The sequence below is a fragment of the Streptomyces sp. LX-29 genome (assembly GCF_029541745.1).
Taxonomy (GTDB): domain Bacteria; phylum Actinomycetota; class Actinomycetes; order Streptomycetales; family Streptomycetaceae; genus Streptomyces.
The window spans coordinates 316,899-342,835 of the sequence record NZ_CP089746.1 but is presented as its reverse complement, the minus strand read 5'-3'; the positions used below and the strand labels follow the sequence as shown (position 1 = coordinate 342,835).

21 protein-coding genes are annotated in these 25,937 nt (G+C 73.8%); 5 read left to right on the top strand and 16 right to left on the bottom strand.

Translation table 11 applies throughout. The features are described 5' to 3' along the window. Nucleotides 1-137: 137 nt before the first annotated feature. Nucleotides 138-881: a helix-turn-helix domain-containing protein gene (locus tag LRS74_RS01665; protein WP_277739257.1), complete on the bottom strand. Its 744-nt coding sequence runs from the start codon at nt 879-881 to the stop codon at nt 138-140. A gap of 29 nt (nt 882-910) precedes the next feature. On the opposite strand from LRS74_RS01665, the gene LRS74_RS01660 reads away from it, so the two are divergent. Further along, nucleotides 911-1,540: a flavin reductase family protein gene (locus tag LRS74_RS01660; RefSeq protein ID WP_277739256.1), complete on the top strand. Its 630-nt coding sequence runs from the start codon at nt 911-913 to the stop codon at nt 1,538-1,540. Nucleotides 1,541-1,685: 145 nt separating this feature from the next. Here the strand turns inward: LRS74_RS01660 and LRS74_RS01655 are convergent, their stop codons facing one another. The 10 genes from LRS74_RS01655 to LRS74_RS01610 all read right to left on the bottom strand — a co-directional run bounded on the left by LRS74_RS01655 (nt 1,686) and on the right by LRS74_RS01610 (nt 15,927). Further along, on the bottom strand, nt 1,686-2,972 hold the full coding sequence (locus LRS74_RS01655) for an MFS transporter (RefSeq protein ID WP_277739255.1): 1,287 nt from the start codon (nt 2,970-2,972) through the stop codon (nt 1,686-1,688). Further along, nucleotides 2,969-3,508, bottom strand: a complete 540-nt coding sequence (locus tag LRS74_RS01650; protein WP_277739254.1) for a winged helix-turn-helix domain-containing protein — start codon at nt 3,506-3,508, stop codon at nt 2,969-2,971. Before LRS74_RS01650 ends, LRS74_RS01655 begins: the two co-directional genes overlap by 4 nt. Before the next feature lie 204 nt (nt 3,509-3,712). Further along, on the bottom strand, nt 3,713-5,455 hold the full coding sequence (locus tag LRS74_RS01645) for a thiopeptide-type bacteriocin biosynthesis protein (RefSeq protein WP_277739253.1): 1,743 nt from the start codon (nt 5,453-5,455) through the stop codon (nt 3,713-3,715). 64 nt (nt 5,456-5,519) lie between these two features. Next, a complete protein-coding gene (locus LRS74_RS01640) occupies nt 5,520-7,766 on the bottom strand; it encodes a TOMM precursor leader peptide-binding protein (RefSeq protein ID WP_277739252.1) in 2,247 nt (748 codons plus the stop codon). Then, on the bottom strand, nt 7,763-9,499 hold the full coding sequence (locus tag LRS74_RS01635) for a hypothetical protein (RefSeq protein ID WP_277739251.1): 1,737 nt from the start codon (nt 9,497-9,499) through the stop codon (nt 7,763-7,765). The genes LRS74_RS01640 and LRS74_RS01635 overlap by 4 nt, the downstream gene beginning before the upstream one ends. Nucleotides 9,500-9,711: 212 nt before the next feature. Continuing rightward, nucleotides 9,712-10,860, bottom strand: a complete 1,149-nt coding sequence (locus tag LRS74_RS01630; RefSeq protein WP_277739250.1) for a lantibiotic dehydratase C-terminal domain-containing protein — start codon at nt 10,858-10,860, stop codon at nt 9,712-9,714. A 32-nt stretch (nt 10,861-10,892) separates the two neighbouring features. Next, nucleotides 10,893-13,856 carry a lantibiotic dehydratase gene (locus LRS74_RS01625; protein ID WP_277739249.1) on the bottom strand — a complete coding sequence of 988 codons (2,964 nt, stop codon included), beginning with the start codon at nt 13,854-13,856 and terminating at the stop codon, nt 10,893-10,895. Between the two features lie 216 nt (nt 13,857-14,072). After that, entirely contained in the window at nt 14,073-14,258 is a 186-nt protein-coding gene (locus LRS74_RS01620; protein WP_277739248.1) for a thiazolylpeptide-type bacteriocin, read from the bottom strand. A gap of 40 nt (nt 14,259-14,298) precedes the next feature. Next, a complete protein-coding gene (locus LRS74_RS01615; protein WP_277739247.1) occupies nt 14,299-14,493 on the bottom strand; it encodes a thiazolylpeptide-type bacteriocin in 195 nt (64 codons plus the stop codon). Nucleotides 14,494-14,892: 399 nt separating this feature from the next. Beyond that, nucleotides 14,893-15,927 (bottom strand): helix-turn-helix domain-containing protein, encoded by a 1,035-nt coding sequence (locus tag LRS74_RS01610; protein ID WP_277739246.1) that lies wholly within the window; start codon nt 15,925-15,927, stop codon nt 14,893-14,895. Between the two features lie 107 nt (nt 15,928-16,034). On the opposite strand from LRS74_RS01610, the gene LRS74_RS01605 reads away from it, so the two are divergent. Both LRS74_RS01605 and LRS74_RS01600 read left to right on the top strand, forming a co-directional pair. Next, nucleotides 16,035-16,931 carry an alpha/beta hydrolase gene (locus tag LRS74_RS01605; RefSeq protein ID WP_277739245.1) on the top strand — a complete coding sequence of 299 codons (897 nt, stop codon included), beginning with the start codon at nt 16,035-16,037 and terminating at the stop codon, nt 16,929-16,931. A 280-nt stretch (nt 16,932-17,211) separates the two neighbouring features. Continuing rightward, a complete protein-coding gene (locus tag LRS74_RS01600; RefSeq protein ID WP_277739244.1) occupies nt 17,212-17,955 on the top strand; it encodes a hypothetical protein in 744 nt (247 codons plus the stop codon). Between the two features lie 119 nt (nt 17,956-18,074). Here LRS74_RS01600 and LRS74_RS01595 read toward each other — a convergent pair whose 3' ends face one another. Next, a complete protein-coding gene (locus tag LRS74_RS01595) occupies nt 18,075-18,839 on the bottom strand; it encodes a maleylpyruvate isomerase family mycothiol-dependent enzyme (protein ID WP_277739243.1) in 765 nt (254 codons plus the stop codon). 40 nt (nt 18,840-18,879) lie between these two features. Here LRS74_RS01595 and LRS74_RS01590 point away from each other — a divergent pair, with 40 nt between their 5' ends. After that, a complete protein-coding gene (locus LRS74_RS01590) occupies nt 18,880-19,788 on the top strand; it encodes a MerR family transcriptional regulator (RefSeq protein WP_277739242.1) in 909 nt (302 codons plus the stop codon). Nucleotides 19,789-19,900: 112 nt separating this feature from the next. On the opposite strand, the gene LRS74_RS01585 is transcribed toward LRS74_RS01590, so the two are convergent. From LRS74_RS01585 to LRS74_RS01570, 4 genes are all read right to left on the bottom strand, one after another. Beyond that, a complete protein-coding gene (locus tag LRS74_RS01585; RefSeq protein ID WP_277739241.1) occupies nt 19,901-22,093 on the bottom strand; it encodes an AarF/ABC1/UbiB kinase family protein in 2,193 nt (730 codons plus the stop codon). Between the two features lie 191 nt (nt 22,094-22,284). Next, nucleotides 22,285-22,728 carry a cupin domain-containing protein gene (locus LRS74_RS01580; protein ID WP_277739240.1) on the bottom strand — a complete coding sequence of 148 codons (444 nt, stop codon included), beginning with the start codon at nt 22,726-22,728 and terminating at the stop codon, nt 22,285-22,287. A 145-nt stretch (nt 22,729-22,873) separates the two neighbouring features. Continuing rightward, nucleotides 22,874-23,416, bottom strand: a complete 543-nt coding sequence (locus LRS74_RS01575) for an NUDIX hydrolase (RefSeq protein WP_277739239.1) — start codon at nt 23,414-23,416, stop codon at nt 22,874-22,876. A gap of 48 nt (nt 23,417-23,464) precedes the next feature. Next, complete coding sequence (locus LRS74_RS01570) at nt 23,465-24,919, bottom strand: MFS transporter (protein WP_277739238.1); 1,455 nt, start codon at nt 24,917-24,919, stop codon at nt 23,465-23,467. Nucleotides 24,920-25,375: 456 nt separating this feature from the next. On the opposite strand from LRS74_RS01570, the gene LRS74_RS01565 reads away from it, so the two are divergent. Continuing rightward, nucleotides 25,376-25,807, top strand: coding sequence for an RICIN domain-containing protein (locus LRS74_RS01565; protein WP_277739237.1), 432 nt, complete (start codon nt 25,376-25,378; stop codon nt 25,805-25,807). The last annotated feature ends 130 nt before the right edge of the window (nt 25,808-25,937 follow it).

The following is a 25,937-nucleotide window of genomic DNA, read 5'->3' as shown; positions in this document are numbered from 1 at the left end:
ACCACGCGCCACGTACTCATATGTGTCTGAGTACGAGCACCATGGCCGGGTGTGTGCGCGGAGGTTGTACCGCCAGTGCCTGAGTACGGCGTACGACGTCGAACCGGGTGTGAGGAGTTGCGGTACGGAAACAGGACTCAGCGAGCCGTGAGTGCCTCGTCAGTCAGGCCCAGGTGCCGTCGGAAGGCGTCGCGCCCCTGGTCCGTCAGCCGCACGACGCGGCCTCCGGCCGGCACGAGCCAGGACTCCTGAACCGCATGGTGGAACACGGCTGCGGCGACCGCGCCCGCCAGATGCAAGCGCCGCTCCGTCCAGTCCAGGCACGTGCGTACGTGTGGTGCCGTTTCCTGGGTGATGCCCGTGTCCGTGAGCCATGCGGCGCCCGAGGGGGTAAGGACCGGGCCGAACTCCCAGTCCAGAAATCCCTGTTCGGTCATCGCGTCGGTGATCGCCACGGACAAGGAGCCGCCGAGATGGTCGTAGCAGATGCGGGCGAAGGCCACGGCACGGTGCTGGCGGGCGGCAACGAGCGAGCGGACCGGGACGAGCTGTTGCGGTGCCCGGGCGGCAAGGGCTTCGATCATCTCGGCGATGGCGGGGTCCGCCAGGCGCACATAGCGGTGCCGGCCCTTGCGCTCCTCGGCCAGCAGGCCGCCGGTCACCAGCCGGTTCAGGTGGCTGGTCGCTGTGGACCGTGCGATCCCCGCGAGCTGTGCCAGTTCCGTCGCTGTCCATGCGCGGCCGTCGAGCAGCGCGAGGCAGAAGGCGGCGCGGGTGCGGTCGGCCAGCAGCGCCGCCAGGGCGGCGAGGTCCGGTTCCTTGGTGTGGATATCGGGGCTGATCACAGCACCATTGTCGCCAGCCGATGCTTCGACGCACATCGAAACGTCCCGCCCCTAGCGTGTGAGGCATGACGACTGACGCCCACCGAGTGGTCCGGCCGAGCATCCTCTACTTCGGCACGCCCGTGGTCCTGCTGACCACCGAGAACGACGACGGCACGTTCAACCTTGCCCCGATCTCCTCCGCCTGGGCGCTGGGACAGCACATCGTCCTGGGCCTGGGCAGTGAGAGCCAGACCGCGCGCAACCTCGCGGTGCGCTCCGAGCTGGTGATCAACGTTGCCTCGCCGGAGCTGTGGGAGCAGGTGGAGCGCCTGGCACCGCTCACCGGGGCCAACCCGGTGCCCGAGAGCAAGCAGGCGGTGTACCGGTACGAGCCCGACAAGTTCGCCGCGTCCGGGCTCACCCCGGCCGACTCCCATATCGTGAAGCCGCCGCGGGTCGCCGAGTGCGCGCTGCAGTTGGAGGCACGGGCCCGTGCACTGACGCCGGGCGGAGCGGGTCTTTTCTTCAGCGTCGAGTGCGACGTGCTGCGCGTCCACGCCGACGAACGCATCGTCGTGCCGGGCACGCACCACATCGACCCCGCTCTCTGGAGCCCGCTCATCTACAACTTCCGCCACTATCACGGTCTGGCACCGGAGGTCGGACACGGCTTCCGCTCAGAAACGGCGAACACAACGACCCGTGCTGCATGACAGCCCCTCGGCAACGTGTTGACGCCGGGACCGCGACCAGCACCTGATGATCCCGGGCTGGCCGCACTCGTTCGTCGCCGCCCTGGCGACAGGCCGCACCTCCTGGTGCCAGCTCCTCGAACTGGCTCAACGACCTCGCGGAGCCCTACATGGCACGCTCCTGCACGGGGTCCCGGGATTCCGGGTGATCTGGATCATCGGCCGGGGCGGCGGCACGCAGCGCCGCCTCGACCCGGCGGTTGCTGGTCATGGTCGCGGTGATGGTGGTCATGGTGAGGAGGAGGCCGGCGGCCGTGTAGAGCGGGGTGCGTACGTCGTAGGTGGTGGCCAGCCAGCCGCCGAGGAAGGCGCCGAACGGGGCGGCGCACATGGCGAGCATGCGGGAGGTGGAGGCGACCCGGCCCATCAGGTGGGCGGGGACGATCGCCTGTCGGAGGGAGGGCGCGAGCACCATCGTGGCGCCCATGCCCGCCCCGCAGACGGCGAGCGCGAGGCCGGCGACGTACGGGTTCGGAGCGGCGGCAAGGCCCAGGATGGCGAGTCCCTCGACTGCGGCCGTGCAGGTCAGCGCGGTGCCGGTGCCGAGTCGTCGGCCGAGGAAGGAGGCGATGCCCGCGCCGAGCAGACCGCCGGTGGCCTCCGCCGTGAGGAGCAGGCCGAAGCCGAAGGTGTCGATACCGAGACGGTCGTGTGCGAAGAGGGCGAGCACGGTCTCCACGGCGACGAAGGCGATGTTCCCGACCGCCGGACGCAGCGCGAGCCCGAGCAGCAACTGATCCCGGAACACGTACGAGGCGCCGGCCCGCGCCTGCCGCAGCAGCGACTCACGAGCCTGCGGTGCGGGCCGGGGTGCGGCGGGCAGCGACCGTACGAGCAGTGCGGAGAGCGCGAACGAGACCGCGTCGGCGAGCAGCGGAACCGCCCGCCCGAGCGCGAGCAGGGCACTGCCCGCGGGCGGCCCGGCGAAGCCGGACGCGGCGGTCTGGCTGCCGCGCAGGCGGGAGTTGGCGCGCTCCAGGAGCGCGGGGTCGCGGCCGAGCAGATCCGGCAGATAGGCCGTGGCGGCCGTGTCGAAGAAGAGTCCGCCGAGGCCGAGGAGGAAGGCGACGGCCGCGAGCAGGGGAATGCTCAGCACGTCGAGCGCGGCCGCTGCCGCCGGTATCGCGAGCAGCACCGCACGCGCCGCGTCCGTGACCCACATCGTGCGCCGACGGTCCCAGCGGTCCACCAGCGCACCGCCGAGCACCCCGAAGAGCAGCCACGGCAGCGTTCCGGCGGCCGTGACGACGGCGAGCGCCATCGGATCCCGCGTCAACGTCAACGCGAGCAGTGGCAGCGCGGCATGCGACACCCCGTCACCGAGCGAGGACACCGTCTGCGCGGTCCACAGCCGTCCGAACCCGGTCGGCAGCTTCCGAACGTCTGAGGTCACTTGGCGCCCCCTTCGGCCTGCTCGCGCGATGCCGGGTGGAACAGTGCGAAGACGAGTGACGCGTCCGGCAGCGACGGATCGGACAGCTCCCGGTACTCGTCCGCCAGTGCCTGCAGCCGCGCCCCCAGCTCCGCGAACTGCTCCTCGGTGAGCCGCAGATGCGCCATCCGCACATGCCGCTCGCCATCCGCCGGCGCCGCCTCCAGGTCCGCCACCGCATGCCGCATCAGCACATCCGGGCCTCCCTCGCCCGGATCCGGCAGCACGATCGACCGCGCGGCCATGGCGTAGTACCGCTCGGTGACCCCCCGGACCTTCCGCGTTCGCACCACCTTCACCAGGCCGGCCCGCTCCAGCAGCCGTACGTGGTAGCTGGAACTCCCCTTCGCGAGGCCCACTCGCTCGGCGATCTGCGTGATCGTCGCGGGCTCGAAGCGGAGCACGGCCATGATCCGGTGACGCGTGAGATTGGAGACGGCGCGCAGCTGCTCGTCAGTGGTGACGTGGAACGTCTCGGGAAGATCATCGGTAGGCATGCCCCCAATGGTCAACGCTTCTTGACCATTTGGCAAGGGAGTTTTTCTTCGGGCTTCCGGAATCGGCTGTCCAGCACGTGATGCCTTCGCCGACCCGCTGCCCGACCCCGGCCGTTCCCTCACCTCGGACGCCGAGCTCCTCGGCGTCTCCCCGGGCAGCCTCTACAACCACATCCCCGAACTGCGCGAACTACGCACGGGGGTTCACCGTGGTGTGGGCCTCCCGAGGGGCAGCAGGTAGTGCAGGGGCTGGTCCAGGTCGTCCAGGCCGAACAGTTCCTGCGCGGGCTCGTCGTGGAAACCGCCCAGTGGTGTTCCGGACAGGCCCAGAGCCGTGGCGACCAGCAGCACCGTCTGGGCCAGGTGCCCGGTTTCCAGCAGCGCCAGTCGGAGCGCGCGGAGTCCGTATCGCCGACGCAGGAGCCCGAGGTCCGTGTACAGACCGAGGACGACGGGTGCCTCGTCGACGCCGATCCAGTCCGGGTCGTGCGGAGGGCGGGAGAAGTACGTCGAGAGCGGCGTCACCTGGTGTGTGGCGGGCGCGGGCCCGATCGGGCGCAGGGTCCGCTGTTCGGGTACGCAGTCATAGGTCCCGGCGGGAACGCCGGCCACGTCGAGGACCAGGAGGCGTACGCGGGCCGTGTACAGCGCCCCTGCGCTCGGATGGGGGCGGTGGGTGAGATGGCGCACCGAGCCGTCCGTGAGGCGTTGGGTGGAGCGGCCGCTCTCGGACAGGGCGTTCCACAGCAGCGTGCCCAGTGTGTGGGCGTCCAGCGGCCCGCCGAGGGCGCCGCGCCAGGACGCCCTGCCGGCCAGGACGGTGCGCAGCGGTACGTCGGGCAGGGGGCCGTGCGCCAGCGGTATCCCCGCCGGGGCCGTGCCCGCCTCTTCCACCCCCTCCGCCGCGCCCGCCTCCTCAGTCTCCGCTGGCGGCCCCGCGTCCGCCCGCTCCGCCGTCGGCTGTGAGGGGAGCGGCCGTAGGGCGGTGTCCTCGTTGCGGCCGATCCGGAACTTGCTGTGCTCCAGGTACCACACGTCCGGCGCTCGGTGGTCGTCGGGGAAGAAGTCTGCGGGCTCTCCCTCCTCCAGCAGCGTCCGCGCCGCCAGCCGGCACACCGCGCGCTCCTCGTCCGGGGTGACGCCCAGTCGGTTGAACAGCATGTGGAGCTGCGATGCCCACACCCACGGCAGTACCGCCCCCGCCTCCGACGCCGTGAGGGACTCCCGCAGCTCCTCGTCGGCCTCGCGCACCCGGTGCACCCACTCCGTCAGCCACGGTGCCCCCGCACCGTTCTCCAACCCGTCCCGGAGTGCCCGCGCCCGGCGCTCGAGGGCTGGGCCCTGCGCGGCGTAGACGGTGTTGACTCGGGTGTGCACGGCGGCGGCCGGCAGCAACTCCACCTCGGTGACCCAGCGCCACCCCGCCGCGTGGCGCCGTAGCCACCGCCCGGCGGTGAGCCGGTCCATGCGCAGCGCGTGCGTGGTGGCGTGGGCCAGGTCCGCCGCCACGGTGAGCCGTCCCGCACTTCCCGAACGGCGGTCGAGGTCCCGCAGGGCCGCCACCGCCACCCGCGAGGAGTGGGTGAAGACCCGCTCGGCCGTGGGCAGTGCCCGTGGCCCGCCGTAGCGGTGTGTCTCGGGGACGTACGCCACGGCGCGTACCTCGCCGTGGCGCGTCGGCCAGGGGCCCGCCACCGCGGGCCGTTCCGCGGCCGCTCGCGCCAGGGCGTCCGGTAGTTCGGCGGCGGCCCCGGTGCCGAGCCCGCTCACCCGTATCCGCAGGTGCGGGCCGTCCTCGCCGTAGCGGATGAAGAACCACCGGGTGGCGTCCCCGGAGGCCACCAGGCCGTCCAGAAGGGGGGCGACGTCCTCGGTGAGGAAGCGGTCGGTGTCCTCGGTGGAGGAGTGCAGGAAGAGGTGGTAGCTGTGCCAGGTCTCGGTGGTCACGTGCGGCCCTCGTCGGATGGAAGACGGTTGACTGGTGGCCTCTCTGCGGCCCGTCGGCGGTGTGTCAGGGGAAGGGGTGCGGGTGGACGGTCAGGTCCGCGGGGCGGAGTGGTCGGCTCGTGCGGCCCAGCCGGTACGGCACGTCGAGCAGGCGCGGCAGCCCGCGGGTGCGGTGGTTGACGTGTCCGAAGGTCATCGGCAGTGAGCCGGGCACGATGACCTTGACGCAGTGGAGCCCGATCCGCTCGCGCAGCTCTCGCGTGCTCTGGTCGACGGCGATGACCTCCAGACCCGCGTCCGCCAGCCGCTCCACCGTCGCCTCCAGCAGGACGCCGAGGTCGGTCACCGGCTGTGGGGCGTGGGGCCAGGCGTCGGCCACGTCGCGGCAGGGGGTGTCGGCGAACAGGAACTCCAGCCGGGGGGCCGCCTCGGGCAGGGTGTTGACGCCTACGTGGTCGTCGAGGGACACCACCAGTTCCGGCTGCTCCAACATCGGGCGCAGCCGGTCGGGGTCGCGTGGACGGCCCTCGGCGAAGGACCGGTGCGCGGACTCCAGGACGTTGGTGACGACCTCGGCTACCGCGGAGCGGATCGCCGCGCGCGGGTCGTGGTGGGCTCCGGCCGCCAGGAACATCCGGGGCGCGTCCGGGTGGGTGCCCTCGTAGCGGCAGACGGCCACCACCGCCGGAATCCCGAAGTCGTTCGTCGCGTCCAGCAGGATGAGTCGGTAGCCGGCGAGGGCCGCCCGGTCCGCCAGCAGGGTCACCTCGCGGTCCTCCTCCGGTGGCGCGACCCGGGGCAGCGGGGTGCCGGCGTACCAGGCCATCAGGAACGCGTCTCGCTCGGCGACCTCGAACAGGCCGTACAGCGCGGCCTCTTCCGGGCTGTTGCCCAGTCCGCAGCCGTTGGAGGACTCGTAGACCACGCGCGGCCGGCCGGCACCGGGCACGTCCCAGTACGCCACGTGCTCGGGTACGGCGACCGCGCGGCCCCGGGTCAGCGACCAGCCGTGCACCCAGTCCAGCTCCAGGTCCGGGGTGTACGGCACGGCCCGCGACGCCGGATGCCCGTGGTGGGCGGGGTCCGGCAGACCGAGCCGCTCGGGGTCCACCGCCCGCTGCGGGCCCAGCGCGGCGAAGGAGGCGCGCAGCACCGTCCGCCGGCCGGTCGGGCGCATCCCCGCGTACCGCTCGACGGCCTCGAAGAGCGCCACCCGCTCGCTGCCGGCGAAGTCCCCGCTCCGCCCGTAACCGCCGTCGTCCAGCGGCCGTCCGTCCGTCACCAGCGCCGTCGTCAGGCAGAACGCCGAATCCTCCGACCGGAACAGTCCGCGTACCGGACCGAACCGCTCGTCGTACAGGACCGTGCGCAACTCCCGCCCGGTGGTGCGGGGGTTGGCGCCCCGTAGTACCGCCGGGTCCGGCAGCGGCCGCGGACCCGAGGGCAGGGGCGCCACCGTGTCCGCGGAGTCGGGAGGGAGCGGACGGCACACCGCGCAGCCGCCGACGGGGCGCACCTGGTGGGTGGACCAGGTGCCCCGCCCCTGGTGGACCACGTACACCGTCGCCGACGCCGCCCCTGTCTCCGTCGTGCCCGTTGCCTTCGCCGTCTCCTGGGCCCTCGCCGACTGCCCCGCCCCTGCCGTCTCCTGGGCTGCTGCCGTCTCTGTAGCCTCCTGGGCCCTCGCTGTCTCCGTCGTCTTCGCCGTCCCCTGCGCCCCTGTCGTCTCCGTCGTCTCCTGAGCGCTCTCCTGGGGGCTTTCCTGAGCGCTCTCCTGGGGGCTTTCCTGAGGGCTTTCCTGGGGGCTTTCCTGGGCTCCCGCCGACTTCGCCGTCTCCGCCGCCCCCGCGGCGCCCGGTGCTTCGGTCGCTTCAGCGGCCCGGGCCGCCTCCACCCCCTCCACGGCGTCCAGCAGGTCCATCGCCAGCGCGCCCATCGCCTCGGCGAGGGCGGGGGAGGGCACGCCGGCCAGCGCCAGCCCCGGGCTCTGCCAGGGGACCCGACCGCCCGCCGTGGCCAGTCGCTGGTACTCGACGCACGCCAGGCACGCCGCCGCGCCCGGTCGCAGCGCCGGCCCGATCACGGCCACCGCCCCGTCGAAGCGCACCGGAACCCAGGCCACCGGATGGTCCAGCGCACGGCGGCTCAGCTCCTCGCCGACTCCCTGCGTCCACTCCGTCAGCAGCACGACCGCCCGGCCCCGCGATGTCCGAAGTGCCGTGTCGGCGGCGAGCACCGGAACGGGCAGCGACCCCAGCAAAGACCCTGGTAGGGGCGAAGAGCCCACCGTGGACCGCGCGGCCGGCGTCATCGGTCATCTCCCGCCGGGCTCAGGACGCAGAAGCCGAAGGCGTGCAGCAGCGCCGCCAGCCCACGGTCGGCGGCCGTTGGGCCCGCGTGGGCGCGCAGCCCGGTCAGCCGGCGCAGCGCCGACTGGAGCGCGGCCTCCCGTCCGGCCAGCTCCGCCAGCCACCCGGCCGTCCAGCCGCTGTCCTCCCACGCGGCCACGGGCGCCCCCGCGGCGGCCAAGGACGCCGTGGCGCCGTCCGGGCCGCGGACCTGCCCGACCCCTGTGCCCGTGTCCGTCGCGACGACGGTGGTGACGGCCGAGAGCGCCGCGAACGCCGCGGCGTCTCCCGCGGTCGCCTCCACGGCCCACCCGCGCATCGGCCCGCCGGCTCGCCCGGCACCCTCCTGACACACCACCATCGCGCGGTACACCTCCTCGTCCCCGACCGCCCGTACGACCTCCAGACGGGCTCGGACGCCCAGCCGTCGGGTCAGCGTCGTCCACCAGTGACGGGCCTGGGGGTGGCCGGACCAGTCGGCCGCGGGCAGCGGGTCGTCGCCGAACAGGGGCGCACCGGCGCGTTCCGCGGCCCGGCGCAGCGCCCTGCCCCAGGCGTGGCCGGGGTCCGCGCCCACCGCCAGGCACGCCGCGCCCGACCCGAGTTCGGCCACGCGACAGAAGGCGTCCAGGCGTGCCAGGTCCAGCCGTGGCGCGCCCGCGACGAGGGTGCCGTCCGGCAGGTCGCAGGCGGCGAGCGGCACGGGAAGCTGCGGCCAGGTCCCGGGAAGCGGCTCGGGGAACGCCCCGACGTGCGGGTCGCTCAGCGCGTCCACGCGGTTCAGCGCCGTGGCCAGGGTGTCGGCGGGGGCGAGCGTCACCTGCCGGTCGGTGTCCAGCCGTTGTGGCCCCAGCCAGGTGCGGTACTCGGCGCGTGAGGGCCGCGCGGTCGCCACCAGCACCGCCGGCAGCCCGGCCACCAGCCGTGGGTCGTCCCCCTCGTGTGCCGGGTCCGGCAGGCCGGCGACGGCGCACAGCAGCCGGTGTGCCGCGGAGCCGCCCAGCAGGGCGGCGAAGGCGCGTGGGGAGGCCGGGGCGGCCCCCGACTCCAGCCGGCCCGCCAGTGCCGCCACGTCCGCGCGGGCCTGCTCCGGGCTGCCGGGAGCGGTCATGTATCCGGTGCCGCCGCGGATCACCGCGGCGACCGCCGGGCCCGCCCCGTCCGCCCGCAGCAGGATCCCGCCGGCGGGCAGGTCCGGGTCCACGGAGCGGTCGTAGGCCGCTCCGCCGTGCTCCAGGGCCCGCGCGGCGGCTTCGGCCAGCGGGCAGTCGGGCGCGGCGGAGGCCACCTCGCCGCGCGACCCCGCGATCGCGGCCGCCGCCCGCGCGGGCCGCTCGCCGGTCGCGGCCAGCCAGTCCGGGGCGGCCTCGCCGTCCACCGCCACCAGCAGGTCGTGGGCGCGCAACTGCTCCAGCACCGTGTCCAGGGCCTTCCGCAGGGCGGACCCAGGCTCGGCCTCGTCCAGCACCCGCGCCGACTCGCCCGCGCGCAGCGGCCCTTCGAGTACCCGCCACAGCGTGGGCAGCGCGCTGCTGCCCTCCAGGGTCACGCTGCCGCGCCGGCCGCGCAGGTGCAGGCCGTCGCGCAGCGGCGTGACGGCGACTCCCGGGCGCAGCCGCCAGCCGGCGGGCGCGCCCGGCCGGTCCCGGGCTTCTGGCGTGACCGAGTTGGGCCGGTTCCGGGCTTCTGGCGTCATGGAGTTGGGTCGGTCTCGGGCTTCCGACACGACCGAGCCGGGCCCGTTCCGGGCTTCTGGCGTCATCGAGCCGGTCCGGTCTCGGGCTTCCGGCGTCATCGAGCCGGTCCGGTCCCCGGCTTCCGACACCACCGAGCCGGTCCGGTCCCGGGCCTCCGGCGTGACTGAGCCGGGCCGGTCCCCGGCCTCCGGCGTCATCGGGTCGGCGGCCGTCACGACCGGCCTTCCACCGCGTCGATGACCGACTCCACCTCGGTGCGCCAGTCGCAGCCGGTCAGCTCCGGCACCGTGCGCACCACCAGGAACGCGGCGAGGTAGCGCTCCAGCGGCCGCACGTCGCAGATCGCCAACAGCCGGTACAGCGCGTTGGTGCACGCCCGGTAGATCAGGTACTCCGGGCGGCTCCACATCGTGCCCTGCGGGTCGGAGCGGCGCAGCAGTCGGTGGAACTCGCTGTAGCGGGTGCGGATGTCCTGGTTCCAGCGCTCCATCGCCGCCCGGTCCCCGGTGGCGGCCGCGCGCACCCGGTACTCCAGCGGGAACCCGTGCAGGTCGGCCCCGGCGTCGTGACGGCTCCGCGCCAGGCGCCAGGCGGCCGCCGACCACGCGGCCCACGCCCGCTCCCCGTCCCGCGCCCCGCCGTCGGCGATCCGGCCGACCAGCGTGGTCACCGCCTGGCCCGCGCTCTCCCAACGCTGTTCGAACGCCTCGCGCAGCCGCCCGTCCGGGTCGTCGTGGACCAGGAAGTCCTCCAGGTGCGACACGTACGAGTAGTGGCCGCCCGCCAGCCCCTCGGGATGGGCCGCGGCGTGCGCGGCCAGCGCGGCCACCACGAGCTGCGTCCGGGCCGTGGCGCCGTCGCCGTGGGCGCCCAGGAACTCCGCCCCCGCCCGCAGCGGCGCGAGTCCCCGGCGCATCAGGTCGTCGCGGAGCGCCAGTCCGTCGTCGCCGAGCAGCCCGCGCGGCGCGGACAGGTCGACCGGCTCGGTGCGCACCGTGTTGTCCGCCACGATCGGCCCGTACGGCGGCGGGACGAGTTCGGCACGCCCCGTCTCCGCGGCCCGTTCGAGCAGTTCCGCCTCGCTGAGGTCGCTGTGCGAGGGGTGCGCCTCCACCCACCCGCGCAGCTCCCGGGCGGCGTCCTCGGCGGCGGCGCCCACCTGCTTCGGCTCGCCCGTCAGGCGCAGGCGCAGATGGGGGCCGTGGAGCCAGTGCCGCTCGACGTGGGCGGCCAGGCCCCGCGACGTCCACTCCTCGGCGAGTGGCAGCACGGCCTCGCGGAGCAGCGGCGCCTTGATCGGATGGTGGTAGTACGCGACGACGTCACGGGACACGGCGCGGTGGGGGTGCGCTGCTGGCACGGCGGCTCTCTCGCCTTCCTGGTTGCGGGGTGTCACGGCCGTCCGGCCCGGTAGGTCTCCACGACGAGCTCCACCGCCCGGGTCGGCGCGACGGACCCGCCCGGCGCGGGCAGCGCCTCCTCCAGGACGGCGCCGTCGGGGTGGCGGGCCAGCCATCGGCCCAGGCAGCGCAGGTGGAGGGCGTTTCCCAGGTCCACGAACTGAGGTTTGGGCCGGCGTAGTGCGGCGAGGAAGTCCTCGGTGGCGCGCCCGCTCACGGCGGTGGCCGCGGGGTGTAGGAAGATCTGCTCGGGGAGGGTGAGCAGCGCCCGCCAGCGGGCCACGACCTCCGCCGGGACCCCGTGGGCGGCCGTGAGTTCGGCGGTCAGCGCCCCCACGACCGGCTGTGGCAGCAGCCAGCGGCGGCGCAGCAGGACCATGTGGCGGTGGCGCAGCCGGGGCGTGCGCACCACCTGGCCGCCGGGGGCCGTGACGCTGTACCTGGGGACCAGGGACCGGAAGTCGACCACCCCGTGCGGCTGGTCGCACAGGTGCGCCCCGATTCTGCGCGGCAGCATGATCGGGGCCAGGAAGCCCGGGTAGAGCACGTCGAGCGGCTCACCGGTGGCCCGCGTCCGGAACCTCACCTGGTCGGCGGCCTCGTCGTGGTACAGCTCGACGTCAGCCTCCCGGAGCGACGTCCACCGCCGGTCCGCACCGATCTCGTCCGGCACCAGCAGCGGGTGGAGGTTGGCGTTGAACCCTCCCACCGGGCGGATCTGCGCGGCCCGCGCGTCCGGTCCCAGGCCGCGACGCACCTGCCGGGCCACCGCCCGCGCGGCGCCGGGTTCGAGTGCGTCCAGGAACCGGCTGGTGAACCGGCCCCAGCCGCCGTACACGTGGTTCACGCACAGAAGGCCCGAGGCCGGATCGCGCTGGAGGAAGTGGGCGTAGCTGGCCGGGCGTTCGACGGCCCAGCGCGGAAGCCGTTCGCCGAGCCCCTTGACGCAGTCGGGCGGCAGGACGACGTCGGTGTCGGCCGACGGCCCTCGCGGCGGCTCGACCGACCGCCCGTCTGACGGCGCGTCCGCTCGCCCGTCCGACCGCCCTTCCGACGGCGCGTCCGCCCCCGTAGACCGCCCGTCCGACCATCCGTCCGCCCGCCCGTCCGGCTGTCCGCCCGGCGGCTCGACCGCCCGCCCGTCCGGTGGCTCGTCGCCCGCGAGCGAGGCGCGGACGGCGTCGGCGACCGCCGCGCGGAGGGCGGCCAGTTCGGTGACACCGGTGGGCAGCCCCGCCGCGTCCGCCGCGCGCAGGGTCGCGATCCGCCCGGCCTCCTCCCACGCCGTCGCGACGTCGGCGCCGAACTCCCACGGGTGCGGGCAGCATCCGCCGCCGCCGTACCGCTCGACGAAGCGGTCACGGACGATCCGGCGCACCAGATGCCCCAGGTCGAACAGCTCGGCCAGGGCGGTGACCTCGGCCAGCGCCTCGTGGTCGGCCTCGTCCAGCATGCCGTCGAGCACGAGCGGCCGGGGCGCGACGACGTCCTCGGACAGCACGTTCAGCGGGGCTGAGCCGGCTGGCGTGGGGCGGCCGGCGTCGGCCAGCAGCTCGCCCCAGTGCCGCGACAGCGTGGACAGGAGGGAGACGCGCTCGGCCGCGGGCGCCGGGCCGAAGGCGGCCGTCAGGCGCGCGGCGTGGTCGAGCCGGTCCGCGAGCGCCCCGTCCCCGCTTCCGGTCGCTCCGTCCTCCCTTCCGGGTGGCCCGTCCTCGCCTCCGGGCGCTCCCTCCTCGCCTCCGGGGGCCCCGTCCCCGCTTCCGGGTGCCCCGCCGTCGCCTCCGGGTGACCCGTCCTCGCCTGCGGGCGGGCCGAAGGTGCGCAACCACGCGGCCAGCCGGGCCAGCGGGTCGCCGTCCTGCGGCGGGACGGGGTCCGCCGGCACCAGCAGACCGGCCTCGCCCAGGCGGTCCAGGAAGGCGGCCGCCGCGCGTCCGGCGTCCGCGCCGGGCAGCGCCTCGGCGAGCGCGTCGGTCAGGGCGTCCAGGCTCAGGGGCTCCCGCGCCCGCTCGGTCACCAGCCGCAGCGGGCCGCTGAAGGCCACCTCCGCCTCGTCCTCCTCGGAGACGAGGTAGCGACCCCCGGCGAAGACGGCCCGGCTGCGCGCGTACGCCGCCCGGCCGTCCGCGACCCGCGCGGTACTGGTCACGCGGTGGGGGAGGGCGGCGCGACGGTGTGGGGCGTCCAGGAGCGCGGCGGTGAGCGCGCCCGTGAGGGTGCGGTTGACCGTGACCACCGCGCGCAGCGGGCCGTCGAGCAGGGAGTGCTCACCCCACGACGCCACCCGCGGCCCGTGGGGCCGTTGCGGCAGCGGCCCCCAGCCGACGGCGGTGAACCACGACAGGGGGCTGGTCTTGGTGCTGGCCCGCAGTGCGTGGCGCAGCACGGTGGGCTCCTCCTTGCGCGCCCGCCGGTCGTCCCGTCCGGTGCTGGCCCGTTCCACGGCGCGCAACAGGTCGGCGCTGGTGAGCGCGACCGCTCGGCCGAGCGCGGGCTGTCGGCACAGGTCGGCCAGTGCTGCGCGCTCGGCGGTCAGGGCGGGCTCCGCGGCGGTCTCCAGCGCGGCCACGAGCGCGCGGTGGCGGTCTCGTCGGCCGAGCCAGTACGCCAACGCGGGGACCCGGGTGGGGAGGTCGCCGAGTCGCTCCAGGACGGCGGGGCGCGGGTCCCGTCCGTTGTGCACGGCACGGCGCAGCGGGAGGACGACGTCGCGGTGGAAGTCCCGCGGGTGGTCGCACCGACTGGCGTAGAGGGCGTCGCACAGCGGGTCGGCGGTGTCCAGCAGCGCGCGGTGCACGCGGACGAGGTCGTCGAGCGCCGCGCGGAACGTCGCGGCGGCCGGGTCCTGTGCCGGATAGGCGAGCACCGTGGCGCGCACCAGCGCGTACGGCGCCGGATTCACGCGGTAGCCGCCGGAGTCGGCGGTAGGGGAGTCGGCGCTGGCGGAGTCGGACACGCCCGTCCCTTCCTCGTGCTGGACCCGCCGCGGGCCGCACCCCCGCCGTGCGGGTGCGGCCCGAGACGGGCGCCGGATCGGTCGCCTACGGCCGGCGCGCGTGTCGGGCACGCGCGCCGGTTGGCGCACCGGCCGCCTCGGAAGAACCACCGAGGGCGCGACGCGAGTCGCCGCCCCGGTGCCCGTGGGCGGCCGGGTCGTCGGTACGAAGGTGCGTCAGTACGGGAGGTGCGGGAGCTGCGGGGTCGCGCAGGACGACGAGCCGCAGGAACAGGAGCTGCCCCCGTTGGAGGCGCCGCCCTCGGGGAGGGCGACCGTGTCCCGCATCGAGGTCACGCTCAACTCGCCCAGATCGAGGTCCTGGAGCTCGAAACCCAGGGTCTCGCCGCTGGTGTCGGGCATGGGTGTCTCCTTCGCTGTGCGGACGGGACGGGGCGCGCGGTCAGCCCGCGTCGACGCCCATGTCCTCGAACCGCGGCTTGGCGCAGGAGGAGGAGCCCTGGCAGGAGCAGGAGCCCCACGACGCGCCGCCCTCCGGGAGCGCTGCGGTGTCGCGCATCGAGGTGACGGTGAGGTCGCTGAGGTCCAGGGCCAGGTCCTGGAGCTCGAAGGCGGCGTTGGGCTTGGTGTCGGACATACGGATCTCCCTTGAACGGAAGCGAAAGCCGAAGGTGCACCAGATGAGTCGGGCGAAAAGGAAACCGTCCGGTCCGCGGTGAGCGCGGCATCGGAGCGAAGCCATGCCGGGACCGCCCCGCTGACCAGAAATGATCGAATCGGTTACCGGTATGACTATATGACTGCACCCGGGCGATCCAAGGGGTTTTAGTGGATCATCTTGGGATTGGCTGGGTTATTTCGCTGGCTGAGATGCAATGGGCAGTCATCGAACGGGTCCGCCGGCACGCGGATCACGTTCACGCGGTGCGCCGAAGGACGTCGCCGCGGAAGCCACGGGACCGGCGGCGACCTCGCCCGCCGGACGAAGGCGCCGAAACCGAACCAAGTGCCCGGAAGCCGAACCGCGTGCGGCGGATCAGTCGTCGAGCAGCCGCCATGCGGTGAGGGCGAGCCCGGCCCGTACCAGTCCGGCGGGCTCGGTGAGTTCGACGCCCAGGGTCTTCGAGATCTGTTCGAGCCGGCGGGCGACGCTGCTGTGGTGCCGGTGGAGGAGGTCGGCGGCCCGGCGTAGGGAGCCGGTGGCGCAGTAGGCGTCCAGCGTCGCCAGATCCTCCGCGTTCTCGGCGACGCGGGCGATCGCGGCCACGTCCGCGTTGTCCCGCGCGGTGTCCTTCGGTACCTGGGCGAGCAGCGCCAACGCCCCCAGTCCGGTGTAGTGGACGACCGGCTGGCGTGAGGTGGTGAAGCGGAGGGCGGTGCGGGCCTCCCGCCAGGACCGGTCGGGGCTTTCGGCGGCGCCGATGCCCGCGCGTACCCCTTCGGGAAACCGGGTCGGGTCGAGGGTGGTGGCCAGGATGACGCCCACGTCGGCGAGCGGTGCCGCCTTCACCGGGCGGGCCGGGCAGATCAGACCGCCGATCCGGTCGAGCGGGAGGCGCGAGCGGACGGCGACGACGTGGACCGGCAGGTCGGCGGGGAAACCCAGCAGGCGCAGCGCGCGAGCCCTGGCCGCCTCGTCGTTGTCGGAGCTGATCGCCAGTTCGACCAGGGCGGGATCGGCCATGGTGGTCCGGGCGGGGCCGTACCGCTCGACGACCGCGGCGGCGGCGATGGCGAGCCGGTCGAGGAGCACGTCGTCGAGCGGACTCGGCGGGCCGGGGCGCTCCAGCCACACCGTGCCGATCTCCTCCTCGTCCAGGGTGATCGGCACGGTGCTGGACGCGGGAGCCGTCGAGGCGGACGCGTTCCTGCCGTCCGGGGAGAAGCGGATCACCCGCCCCGTGCCGTGGAGGCGGATCGCGGCCACGCACTCGGCGAGGCCCGCCGAGGCCCGGGCGAGCGCCGGGAGATCCACCCGTCGGCGCATCAGCGTGTCGTAGAACGCGACGACGCGGATCGCGCCGTGGACGTGCGCATCCAGGTGGGACAGCCGTTCGGCCAGGGCCTCCATGGCACCAGGATAGGCGCCGACCGATGCGCCGACCGGCGCGTGATCGCGGCCGGATGCGCGACAGTCGGCGGATGGTCTCGGAGGCGACGACCGTCAGGATGGCCGACATGGATCCCGAACTCGAAGCATTCATCCCCCTGTTCCCCCGGGCCGACCTGACCGACCCGGTCACCGAGCGCACCAACCTCGCCGACCTGGCAGCCAAGCTGCCGCCTCCGGACACCACGGGAATGGAGATCGAAGACCGTGTGGTGCCCGCCGATCCGGGCGTGCCGATACGGATCTACCGCCCGCAGCAGGCGCGAGGCGCCGTCGTCTGGCTGCACGGCGGCGGATTCGTCCTGGGCGACCTGAACACCGAGCACCCCTGGGCCACCCGGATCGCGGAGGAATCCGGCGCCGTGGTGGTCTCGGTGGGCTACCGCCTGGCCCCGGAGCATCGGTTCCCGGCCGCCATGGACGATGCCTACGCCGTGCTGACCTGGACGGCCGAGCACGCGGCCGAGCTCGGCGTCGACCCGGAGCGGATCGCGGTCGGAGGCCACAGCGCCGGCGCGAACCTGGCGGCGGCGGTGGCCTTGCGGGCGCGTGACGAGCAGGGGCCGACGATCCACTACCAACTGCTCAACCAGCCCGAGCTCGACGACCGGCAGGAGACATGGTCGGCGCGGAACTTCACCGACACCCCCTGGATGCATCGCGACAAGATCACCGCGTCGTGGCGGCACTACCTGGGTACCGCCCCCGCCACGCCGTACGCCGCCCCCGCGCGGGCCACCGACCTGTCCGGCCTGCCCGCCGCCTACGTCGCCACCGCGGAGTTCGACCCGAACCGCGACGAGGGCATCGACTACGCGCTGCGCCTGCTCCAGGCGGGGGTCTCCGTCGAACTGCACCAGTGGGCCGGCACCTTCCACGGGTCGCAGGCGATCCTCTCCGCCGAGGTGTCGCGGCGGCAGATCGCCGAACTCGGCGCCGCCCTGCGCCACGCCCTGGCCGAGTGACGTAAGCCGGAGCGCCCGTGCCGCGCGCCGGGCGGCGTGCGGCACGGGCAACGGACGTACGGCGCGACGAGACCAGCCTCACCTTCGTCAACGGCTGAGCCCGCCGCGCCGCGCCGCCCCACTCCCGCCATGGCTCTGACCGCGATTGCGTGAAGGCCATGCCTGGGTGAAGATCCCAGTCCGAAGACGGCTGTGAGGAGGCCGGGTACGCCCAGCAGCCTCAGACGAAGCGGAGCAGGGGGCGGTGGCAGTGCGGACAAGGTGCTGGAAGGCGACGAGTGTGGTGGTGGCTGCCGGCGTCTTCCTGGTCTCCGGCTGTTCGGGGCAGGATCCGGTCGACGACCCGAAGGGGACGGACAAGGAAGAGGCGTCCGTGACCCCGTCTGCGGGGGCGCCGTCCACGGGGTCGTCGCCGGCTACGGGGTCGCCGTCCGTGACGCCGTCACCCTCGGGGCATCGCCCGCTGACGGCCGCGCGGTTGAAGTCGCTCCTGCTACGGGAGAAGGAAGTGCCGCAGGTCGACAGCGCGCCCGTGCAGGGGCCGGTCTCCAGGTACGAGCCGCCGGCCGTGGTGGCGGGCCCGGACTGCCAGGAGGTGTTCGACGCGCTCGTCGCACACGACGCGTCCACATCCGTGATCCAGGACTTCTGGTGGCAGAACGACCGCTGGGGCGCCCGGACGTGGCTGGCCTCGTACAGCGGCACCGAGGCGTCAGCGCAGTTCCAGAGACTCAGGGAGGGGCTCAGGACCTGTAAGGCCCTGAAAGGGGACACCCCCCAGGGGAAGCTCAACTCCCGCGTCACCGTGGTGAAGGCCCCCGCGATCGGTGACGAGACCGTCGCCTTCGATCTGAGCATGAAGGGCCCGGACCGCACCGTGCTGATCGACCACCACATCATGGTGCGGGTGGGCGCCCTCACCGTGGACTTCAGCGACCGCGGCACGCTGGGGAAACCCAGGTTCCCTCTCGACGCGGTGGTCGAGAAGCAGATGGACCGGCTCACGGACAGGTCACGTGTCTGAGGTGGCGGACGAGGATCCGGCACTCGTCGATCAGCCGGTGGTCGGTGAGAAAGCCGGCCGGCGTGGAGCCGCCGAACCCTTCGGGGTGGCGCCGCCCTGACAGGAGAAGGAGAAGCCGGCTAGAGCGCGGCGTGCTCCAGCCAGTGGTCGAGCAACGCGAGCTCGCCGTGGACCGCGACCCGCGCGGGCGGCAGGCGGCGGGTCAGCACGAGCAGCAGATCCTGCGCCGTGCCCGTCACCTCGACGTCCGCCGGGCCGGTCCCCGGGCGCCACCTGACACCGCTCGGGGTCCGGGTGACCAGCCAGGACCGCCCCTCGGCGTCGGTGGCGCTGAGCCGCATCGTCTCACCGCGGCCGCGCAGCTTCGCCAGCCCCGGCCGCAGTGACTCGATGACCGGCAGCGCGAGCAGCTCCAACACCTCGGCGATCGCGTCGGCCGCGAGGTCGGAGGGGAGCGCGTACGGCACCGCGGCGTGCAGGGCGGCGTCGACGCGGTGCACGGTCGTCTCGTGCGTCGCGCGCCGCAGCCAGAACCTCGCCGGCCGTGGCCCGGCGAACGTCCACACCGGTGTGTCGACGCCCGTCGCCCGCACGGCCGCGACCAGGTCGTCGGCGCCGGCACGCAGCCACTGTTCCCCGTCGGCGGGGGGCGTCGCGTCGTGCGGGTCGGGGATGGGCGCGGCTTCCCGGGTCCGGACCACGCCGGCGAACCAGCGCAGTTCCTGCCCGACGTGCGCGACGAGCACGCGTAGCCGCCACTTTGGGCAGGTCGGTACGTGCGCGTTCCAGTCGGCACCGGCGACGGCCTGGGCGAACGCCGTGGTCTGCGCGACGAGACCGGCGGCGAGTCGGTCGGTGTCCGGCTGCTCCATGAGGGGGTCCATGCGCCGTACGGTAGGAGTTCCACCCGGGTGGAGGTTCAAGGTGAGGAGCACCACACTGAGCATCGGCGAGCTCGCGCGGCGCACGGGCGTACCGGTGCGGACGGTCCGTTTCTACTGCGACGAGGGCGTGCTCACCCCGGTGCGCAGCACGGGCGGCCACCGACGGTTCGACCCCTCGGCGGTGGAACGGCTCACCCTGGTGAAGCGGTTACGGGCGCTCGGACTCGGCCTGCGGGCGATCGCCGAGACGCTCACGGGCGAACGGTCCGTCGCCGACGCGGTCGCCGCCGAACGCGCCGCGCTCGATGTGTCCCTCGCGGCGCTGGCATGGCGGCGGGCGTCGCTCCGAGCGATCGAGACCGCCTCGGTCGAGGAGCGCGCCGCGCGGCTGGAGCTGCTCGCCGCGGTGAGCGACGGCCGCGGTGCGCGTGGCGCGCTGGAGGAGTTCTGGCGCCGCGCGTTCACTCCGGCGGTGCCCGCGGACGCCTTCGAGATGTTCCTCGCGGTGGGCGTGCCGGCGCCGCCGCCCGATCCGACTCCGGAACAGGTCGTGGCGTACGCGGGCATGGTCGGCGTCGTCTCCGAGCCGGCGTTGCGGCAACGGGCGTTCGCGCGCCGAGGTGCCGACGGCGTGGCCGCGTACCAGAACACGTTGCTGCGCGGGGAGGTCGGCGCGCTCTGCGACGCCGTCCTCGCGGGCGCGGACCCCGCCGACCTGCTCGACGCCTACGTCGTGGCGCACGCCTGTGCGCGAGGCGAGCGCGACACCCCGTCCTTCCGGCGTACGTTGGCCCGGACCGCGGCACTCGACCGGAGCGCGAGCATGCACCGCTACTGGCGTCACGTGGGCGACCTCACCGGCGAGCGCGTCACCGTCGGCGAGGCACACTCCTCGCTGCTCGACGCCCTGGACGGCAGCGTCGGGACCACCCCGCCACGCCGGCGGTAGCCCACCGGTGGGCGGCCGACCGGGAGGAGCACCCGCGGAGTTCCAGCGGGCCCCGGCACACGGCCGTGGGACCGCCGGACCGACGGCCGCCGCGTGGCGCCGACGTCACCCGTCACGGCGATCGGCGCATCGCCGTGTACAGCACCCGCAGCGTCAGGACCGCGCTGACCGCGAGCAGGTTGTAGCCGAGCATCGGGAAGAGACCGAGGTCCGCGGTGACGTCCGGCCCGCGTCCGGTGCCGAAGACCAGCATCATCACCCCCATCATCCCGGTGCCCACCGCCATCAGCGCGACCAACAACTGATGGAAGAGCCCCGAGAGATAGCGGCGGTCCCGCTCGTCGGCGAGAACCCGGACGCGCATACCGAGGCGGCCCTGCTCCACGGATGAGCTGATGCGTTCGGCGCGGCGTGGCAGTCGGCGCAGCATGGGCAGCAGCGGCAGGATCTCCTGGGCCACGGTGCGGGTGAGCGAGGCGCCGTCCGCCGTGGGCTCGCCCAGATCCGAGACACCCGTCCAGCGTGCGTACGACTCGGCCGCGCGGGCGGCGATCCGGCCGCTCACCCCGCCCGGCCCGCCGTCCCCGCCGGACAGCCGGTCCGTGAGCAGCTCGGTGGCGGTGCGGCGGGCCTCGTCGACCAGGTTGAAGCCGGGGGAGAGGCGGGTCAGCGTGCCCTCCAGGGTGGCCAGTGCGCGGAAGACCGCGGCGGCCTCCGGCGGGACGGTGAGACCGAAGTGGGTGAGCAGCCGGAACAGCGCGGTGAACATCTCGACGTCCGGATGGGCCGCCGCGCCCAGATGGCGAGCCATGAAGCGGCCCAACTCCCGCTCCAGGAGCAGGGTGTCCAGCTCCGGCTCCTCGCCGCCGGGGCCGTCCGCGCGCGGGCCGAGCAGCTCGAGCAGCGCGTCGCACATCCCAGCCGGGTCACCGCGGTCCACGGCCATCAGCAGATGCTGAATGGCGGCCCGCATCACCGGGTCGATCCGCCCCACCGAGCCGAAGTCCAGCAGGCCGACGCGGGCCCCGTCGGCGAGCAGCAGCATGTTGCCGGGGTGCGGGTCGGCGTGGAAGACGCCGTCGCGCATGATCTGCCGGAGCATCGCGCCCAGCAGGGTGCGGGCCAGCTCCTCGCGGTCCAGCCCGCGCTCGTCGGCGACCGCCCCGGCACGCTCCAGGGTGACGCCGTCCAGCCACTCCTGGACCAGGACGCGGGCGGAGGACAGCCGGTGATGGACTCGCGGCACCTTCACCCGGGCGTCGGGCGCATGCCCGCCGCAGGCCGCCGCGACCGCGTCGGCGTTCCGCGCCTCGATACGGAAGTCCAGCTCCTCGCGCACCGCCACGGCGAAGCCGTCCGCCAGATCGCGCAGACCGAAGGCCTGCACGGCGCGGGCCCGGACATGCAGACCCTGCGCTATGGCCAGCACGATGTCGAGATCGCGCTCCACGGACTCGCGGACCCCGGGCCGCTGCACCTTCACCGCCACGGTGGTGCCGTCCCGCAGCCGGGCCCGGTGCACCTGGGCGATGGAGGCGGCGGCCAGCGGCTCGCGGTCGAACTCGGCGAAGGCCTGGTCGACCGGCGCGCCCAGCTCCTCGAGGAGCACCGCCTCGACCTCGGGCCAGGGCGCCGGCGGCACGTCGTTCTGCAGCCGGCTCAGCTCGTCGACGATGTGCGGCGGCAGCAGATCGCGCCGGGTGGAGAGCACCTGGCCGAGCTTGATGAACGTACCCCCGCACTCCTCCAGCGCGAGCCGCAGCGAGCGAGCGGCGTGCAGCCCCGCCTCGTCCGGGTGCGCCGCCCGGTCCAGGCTGGCCCGCCCACGCACATAGCGGCCCAGGTCGTGGCGCATGAAGATGCGGCTGATCTGCGAGTAACGGCGGGCGCGGACCAAGCGGCGGCGCAGCCGGCGCAGCCAGCGCACCGGACGGATCCAACTGCCGGAGGGGAACGCCACCTCGATGACGACGAGTACGGTCATCGCCGCCAGCAGCGACAGCGTCACCCCGACCGTCGACAGGGCCGCCAGACTCCGCTTGTCGTCGATGAGCGCGCCGAAGACATGGAAGGAGGCGAGCCCGGCCAGTCCGGCCGTGAAGGTGCGCAGCAGCCCGACCCGGATGCCCAGCAGACGTCGCGAGCCCACCGAGACGCCGACCATGAACAGGGACAGGCTGGCCGCCGCGACCACAGCGGCCAGCGGCCAGGTGGCGGCCTTCTCGGCGGCACTCGCGGCGAGGGTGCCGCCCGCGGGTATCGCGGGGGCCAGGACGGAGGCGGCGTGGGCTGCCAGGTCGGGCATGGAGCGGTTCCCCTCGGGGGTGGGCGGTTCGATTCCGCGCCGTCACCGGGCGCGGCGATGATCATCGTGACGGCCCGACCCCTGCGAGAGCAACCGGTTGCCGGCGCCTGCCTCCGCCGGCCCGACGCGCCGCCCCGCACGGGCGCGCCGGGCGGAGGCGGGGCGCCGGCTGAGGGACGCGAACTCGCCGTCTACCGCATGTCCGTCTCTTCGAGCCGGTACAGCTCGGGCACGGACACCTTGATCGGCTCCTGCGTGGTCCGAGCGATCACGACGACCGCGGGCTCGTTCGGGTCGGGGTTCTCCTCGCGGTGCGGGACGAACGGTGGGACGAGGAAGAAGTCCCCCGGACGGGCGGCGAGTCGCACCTCCCGAGTGCCGTCGTGGTAGACGAACACGGGGTGGCCGCTGACCACGTAGATCCCCGCCTCCGAATCGCCGTGATGGTGGTTGTCCGTCGCGCTCGACGGCGGGTTCTCCACCAGACCCATCCAGAGCTTCCGCGAGCCGACGGTGCCGCCGCTGATGGCGGCGTAGCCGTCCAACTCGCCGGATCGAATGTGGTGGACGCGGTTGTTCAGCGGAGCGTCGTCACCAGGGCGCGGTGCCGTCCCGGTGCTTTCGTGGGTGGTCATCGTGCGGTCTCTCCTGGTCCTCGGTTGCTGGGGCCGGGACCAGGTTGCGCCTCCCTACCGGGGGCGCCAACTGTTGTTGCCGCTCTGGCAACATGTGCCGGCTCGGCGTGGGCGGAAGCGAGAGAGCTTGTCGGCTGGGCCGTGGTCACACCCAGGTGTAGTTCTCGTCGGTGACGGCGTCCAAGGCCGCGTCGGTGACGGCGGCGCGAGGGTGGGCCAACGCCGCCAGGGCGGTTCCGATGGGCGGGAAGATCGGCAGCCCGGTGGCCTTGCGGTAGTCCACCCACTCGACGACCCCGATCTCATGGCTGCCGTCGGGCTGTTCGTCCAGCTCCCGTTCGGCGAGGGTCGCTCGGAGGTCGGGGGTGATGTGGAGGCGGTAGAGCAGGTGGATCTTGCGCGGTGGTGGAGTCGGGCCGGGGCGGGTGACGCGCTGGTCCACGACCCACAGCAGGTCACCGCCGTCGGCCTGGTCGATGTCCAGGTCGAGCTCCTCGGCGAGCTCCCGGCGCAGGGCCTGGCGGAGGTCCTCGCCGTCCTCGACGTTGCCGCCGGGCGGGGTGTAGTGGATGGAGTGGGCGCGGTCGCGGCGGATCAGGGCGACGTCGTCGCCGCAGAAGACCAGGGCTCCGGTGCGGACCTTGACCCGGGAGAACGGGACCGCCGACTGGTCGGGAGTGCGTGTCATGACGGCCAGTATCACGACCGTGCGCGGGGCCCGGGCGGGTGCTGCCCCTCATGAGCCCCCTGTCCTCTCTCGGGGCCCGACCGGGTGGGGCCCGGGATCGGCGGAGGCTGTCGTGTCGCGTGTCCTGCCGGCGGCCGGCCCCGGGGGCAGCAGGGAGGCCGGGAGCAAGCCGAGCGCGGAGAGGCCGGCCAGGGCCAACAAGGCGGGCTCCAAAGGTGGGGCGGACGTCGTCAGGGGGCCGACCGCGGCCGGAGTCCCGTGCATCATGCTGGCAGCGACGGCGATTCCGAGTGTCGGTCCGATGTTCATCGCGGTCTGTTTGAGTCCACCGACCACCCCGGCGTACTCGGGGGGCGCGTCGCCGACGACCGTCCCGGTCGCGGTGACCATCACGGTGGCGAACCCGGCACCGAGCACCGCGAAGGTCACACCGGTGACCGCCCAGGTGCTGGTCTGGTCGAGCCGGGACAGGCCGGCGATGCCGAGGGTGACGAGGAGCGTACCGGCGATCGCGGTACGGCGCGGGCCGTACCTGCGCAGCGCGGCGCTGGCAGCGGGTGCGCCGAGGACCATGAGCGCGGTGAGCGGAAGGACCCGGAGGCCGCTGGCGAGCGGGTCGAGCCGAAGGAGGTCCTGGAGGAGGAAGTTGGCGAGGAACAGCGCTCCGAACATGCCTCCACCGGTGACCAGGAGGAGCACCATGGATGCCGTCACCGATGTGGACCGGGCCACGGCAGCCGGCACGATCGGCTGGGCGGCGCGGCGTTCGTGCGCGACGAGCGCCGCCGCGAGGCCGACGACGGCGACCAGACCGAGCAGTGTCGGCGGGGCTGCCCAGCCACGGGACGGTACCTCGGCCAGGGTGTGCACCAGGACGGCGAGCGAGGACACGAGCAGGGTCGCGCCGGCGAGGTCGGGCCGTTGAGTGCCGACGCGTTCGGGCATGGGCGCCCGGACGGCGAGGGCGAGCGCGGCGATCACCAGCGCGAGGGGGAGATTGACCCAGAACACGGCACGCCAGCCGAGTTGCTCGACGAGGACACCCCCGAGGACCGGACCGGCCCCCGCGGCCACCGCGATCGCGCTGGTGCGGAGGGCGACCGGCGTGCTGAGCCGGTGCGGTGGGTAGCTCAGCCGCAGCAGCGCGAGGGTCGCCGGCTGCAGGAGCGCGCCGAACACACCCTGCACGGCGCGCAGGCCGATGACCCAGCCGATGTGGGGCGCGAGCGCGATGCCGGCTGAGGCGGCGCCGAAGCCGAGGACGCCGACGAACAACAGCCGAAGGTGCCCGTAGCGGTCGCCGAGGCGCCCCGCGACGACCAGGAACGCGGCCACCGCGAGCAGGTAGCCCGTACTGGTCCACTGGACCTGCGCCACGGTCGCGCCGAGATCGCGTTGCAGGCTGGGCTGCGCCACGAGCAACACCGTGCCGTCCAGCGCCACGATCACCGCGCCCGCCACGCTGACCAGGAGTGCGAGGTGCGGTCGTGCGGCTCCGGTCATGCGTGCACCGGGCCGAGATGGGCGTCCAGCGCTGGCGTGACGAGCCGGTCGAGTGTCATGCGATTCATAGACACTGTCTACCAGCCTTCGGTAGACAGTGTCTACGCGCCTGTTCGCCGGTCGTCCCGGCCGCCGTCGTTCGGTCGGGCCGCCACGAGTTGGCGTTGCATGACGTGATCACGCCGGGGTAACGTGCCACCGACCTTAATGATCAATTCGGGGCATCAAGGCTGCTGTCGGCCTGAGGCGGCCACGGTCACATGGGCGACGGCTTCGTACGCGACGCTCGATCTCCCTTGTGGCAAGGAGTGGTGGAGAGCCGGGTGCTCGCTTCGAGCGGCCGTCGGCGTGGACTCGCCGCGCACCGGTCACTCGTCGTACGCCTGCCGAGAGACAGTCGGTGTCGCCGGGTTGGACATTCGATCCTTCAGGGGGAACTCCATGAAGAAGCGCCTGATGCGCACATTCGCCGTCGCCGCGGTTCTCGCCCCGGCGCTGGCCGTGGTGGGTACGGGGCAGGCGAGCGCCGCGAGCCAGACCGTCACCTGGAAGAACAAGAGCAACGGCGAGTACCTGGCGTACTTCAACGGCAAGGTCCGTACGACCTCTGCCAGCGGCGCGAGCATGAAGTGGACCGAGACCAAGCAGTCCGACGGCAGCTACACCATGAAGCACCAGCTCACCGGGAAGTGCCTCGACAGCAATGCGGCGGGTGCCGTCTACGTGCTTGACTGCAACGGTGGCGACTACCAGAAGTGGTACGAGACCAAGGACTCCGCGGGCTGGCGGCTGAAGAACAAGGCCACCGGGCGCACCCTCGGCCTGCAGCCCAGCGACGTCGTCTACACCGCTTCCGACACGGGTGTCCCGCGCCAGCGCTGGAGCTGACGCCTAGCTCGTAGGCACGGCTCGCCTGCGCGGCTCGTTCGGGCTCCGTCGGCGTCGGGCCCTCCACTCGCCCCACGGCGGGTGGAGGGCCTGTTCCTTCGGCGCCGGACCCTGATCCTCCACCGCCCAG

Bases quoted from the DNA above. Each gene is read 5' to 3' on its own strand.
- LRS74_RS01665 (WP_277739257.1), bottom strand. From the start codon at position 881: ATGTGCGTCGAAGCATCGGCTGGCGACAATGGTGCTGTGATCAGCCCC.
- LRS74_RS01660 (WP_277739256.1), top strand. From the start codon at position 911: ATGACGACTGACGCCCACCGAGTGGTCCGGCCGAGCATCCTCTACTTC.
- LRS74_RS01650 (WP_277739254.1), bottom strand. From the start codon at position 3,508: ATGCCTACCGATGATCTTCCCGAGACGTTCCACGTCACCACTGACGAG.
- LRS74_RS01640 (WP_277739252.1), bottom strand. From the start codon at position 7,766: ATGACGCCGGCCGCGCGGTCCACGGTGGGCTCTTCGCCCCTACCAGGG.
- LRS74_RS01635 (WP_277739251.1), bottom strand. From the start codon at position 9,499: ATGACGCCAGAAGCCCGGAACCGGCCCAACTCGGTCACGCCAGAAGCC.
- LRS74_RS01620 (WP_277739248.1), bottom strand. From the start codon at position 14,258: ATGCCCGACACCAGCGGCGAGACCCTGGGTTTCGAGCTCCAGGACCTC.
- LRS74_RS01615 (WP_277739247.1), bottom strand. From the start codon at position 14,493: ATGTCCGACACCAAGCCCAACGCCGCCTTCGAGCTCCAGGACCTGGCC.
- LRS74_RS01610 (WP_277739246.1), bottom strand. From the start codon at position 15,927: ATGGAGGCCCTGGCCGAACGGCTGTCCCACCTGGATGCGCACGTCCAC.
- LRS74_RS01605 (WP_277739245.1), top strand. From the start codon at position 16,035: ATGGATCCCGAACTCGAAGCATTCATCCCCCTGTTCCCCCGGGCCGAC.
- LRS74_RS01595 (WP_277739243.1), bottom strand. From the start codon at position 18,839: ATGGACCCCCTCATGGAGCAGCCGGACACCGACCGACTCGCCGCCGGT.
- LRS74_RS01585 (WP_277739241.1), bottom strand. From the start codon at position 22,093: ATGCCCGACCTGGCAGCCCACGCCGCCTCCGTCCTGGCCCCCGCGATA.
- LRS74_RS01580 (WP_277739240.1), bottom strand. From the start codon at position 22,728: ATGACCACCCACGAAAGCACCGGGACGGCACCGCGCCCTGGTGACGAC.
- LRS74_RS01575 (WP_277739239.1), bottom strand. From the start codon at position 23,416: ATGACACGCACTCCCGACCAGTCGGCGGTCCCGTTCTCCCGGGTCAAG.
- LRS74_RS01570 (WP_277739238.1), bottom strand. From the start codon at position 24,919: ATGACCGGAGCCGCACGACCGCACCTCGCACTCCTGGTCAGCGTGGCG.
- LRS74_RS01565 (WP_277739237.1), top strand. From the start codon at position 25,376: ATGCGCACATTCGCCGTCGCCGCGGTTCTCGCCCCGGCGCTGGCCGTG.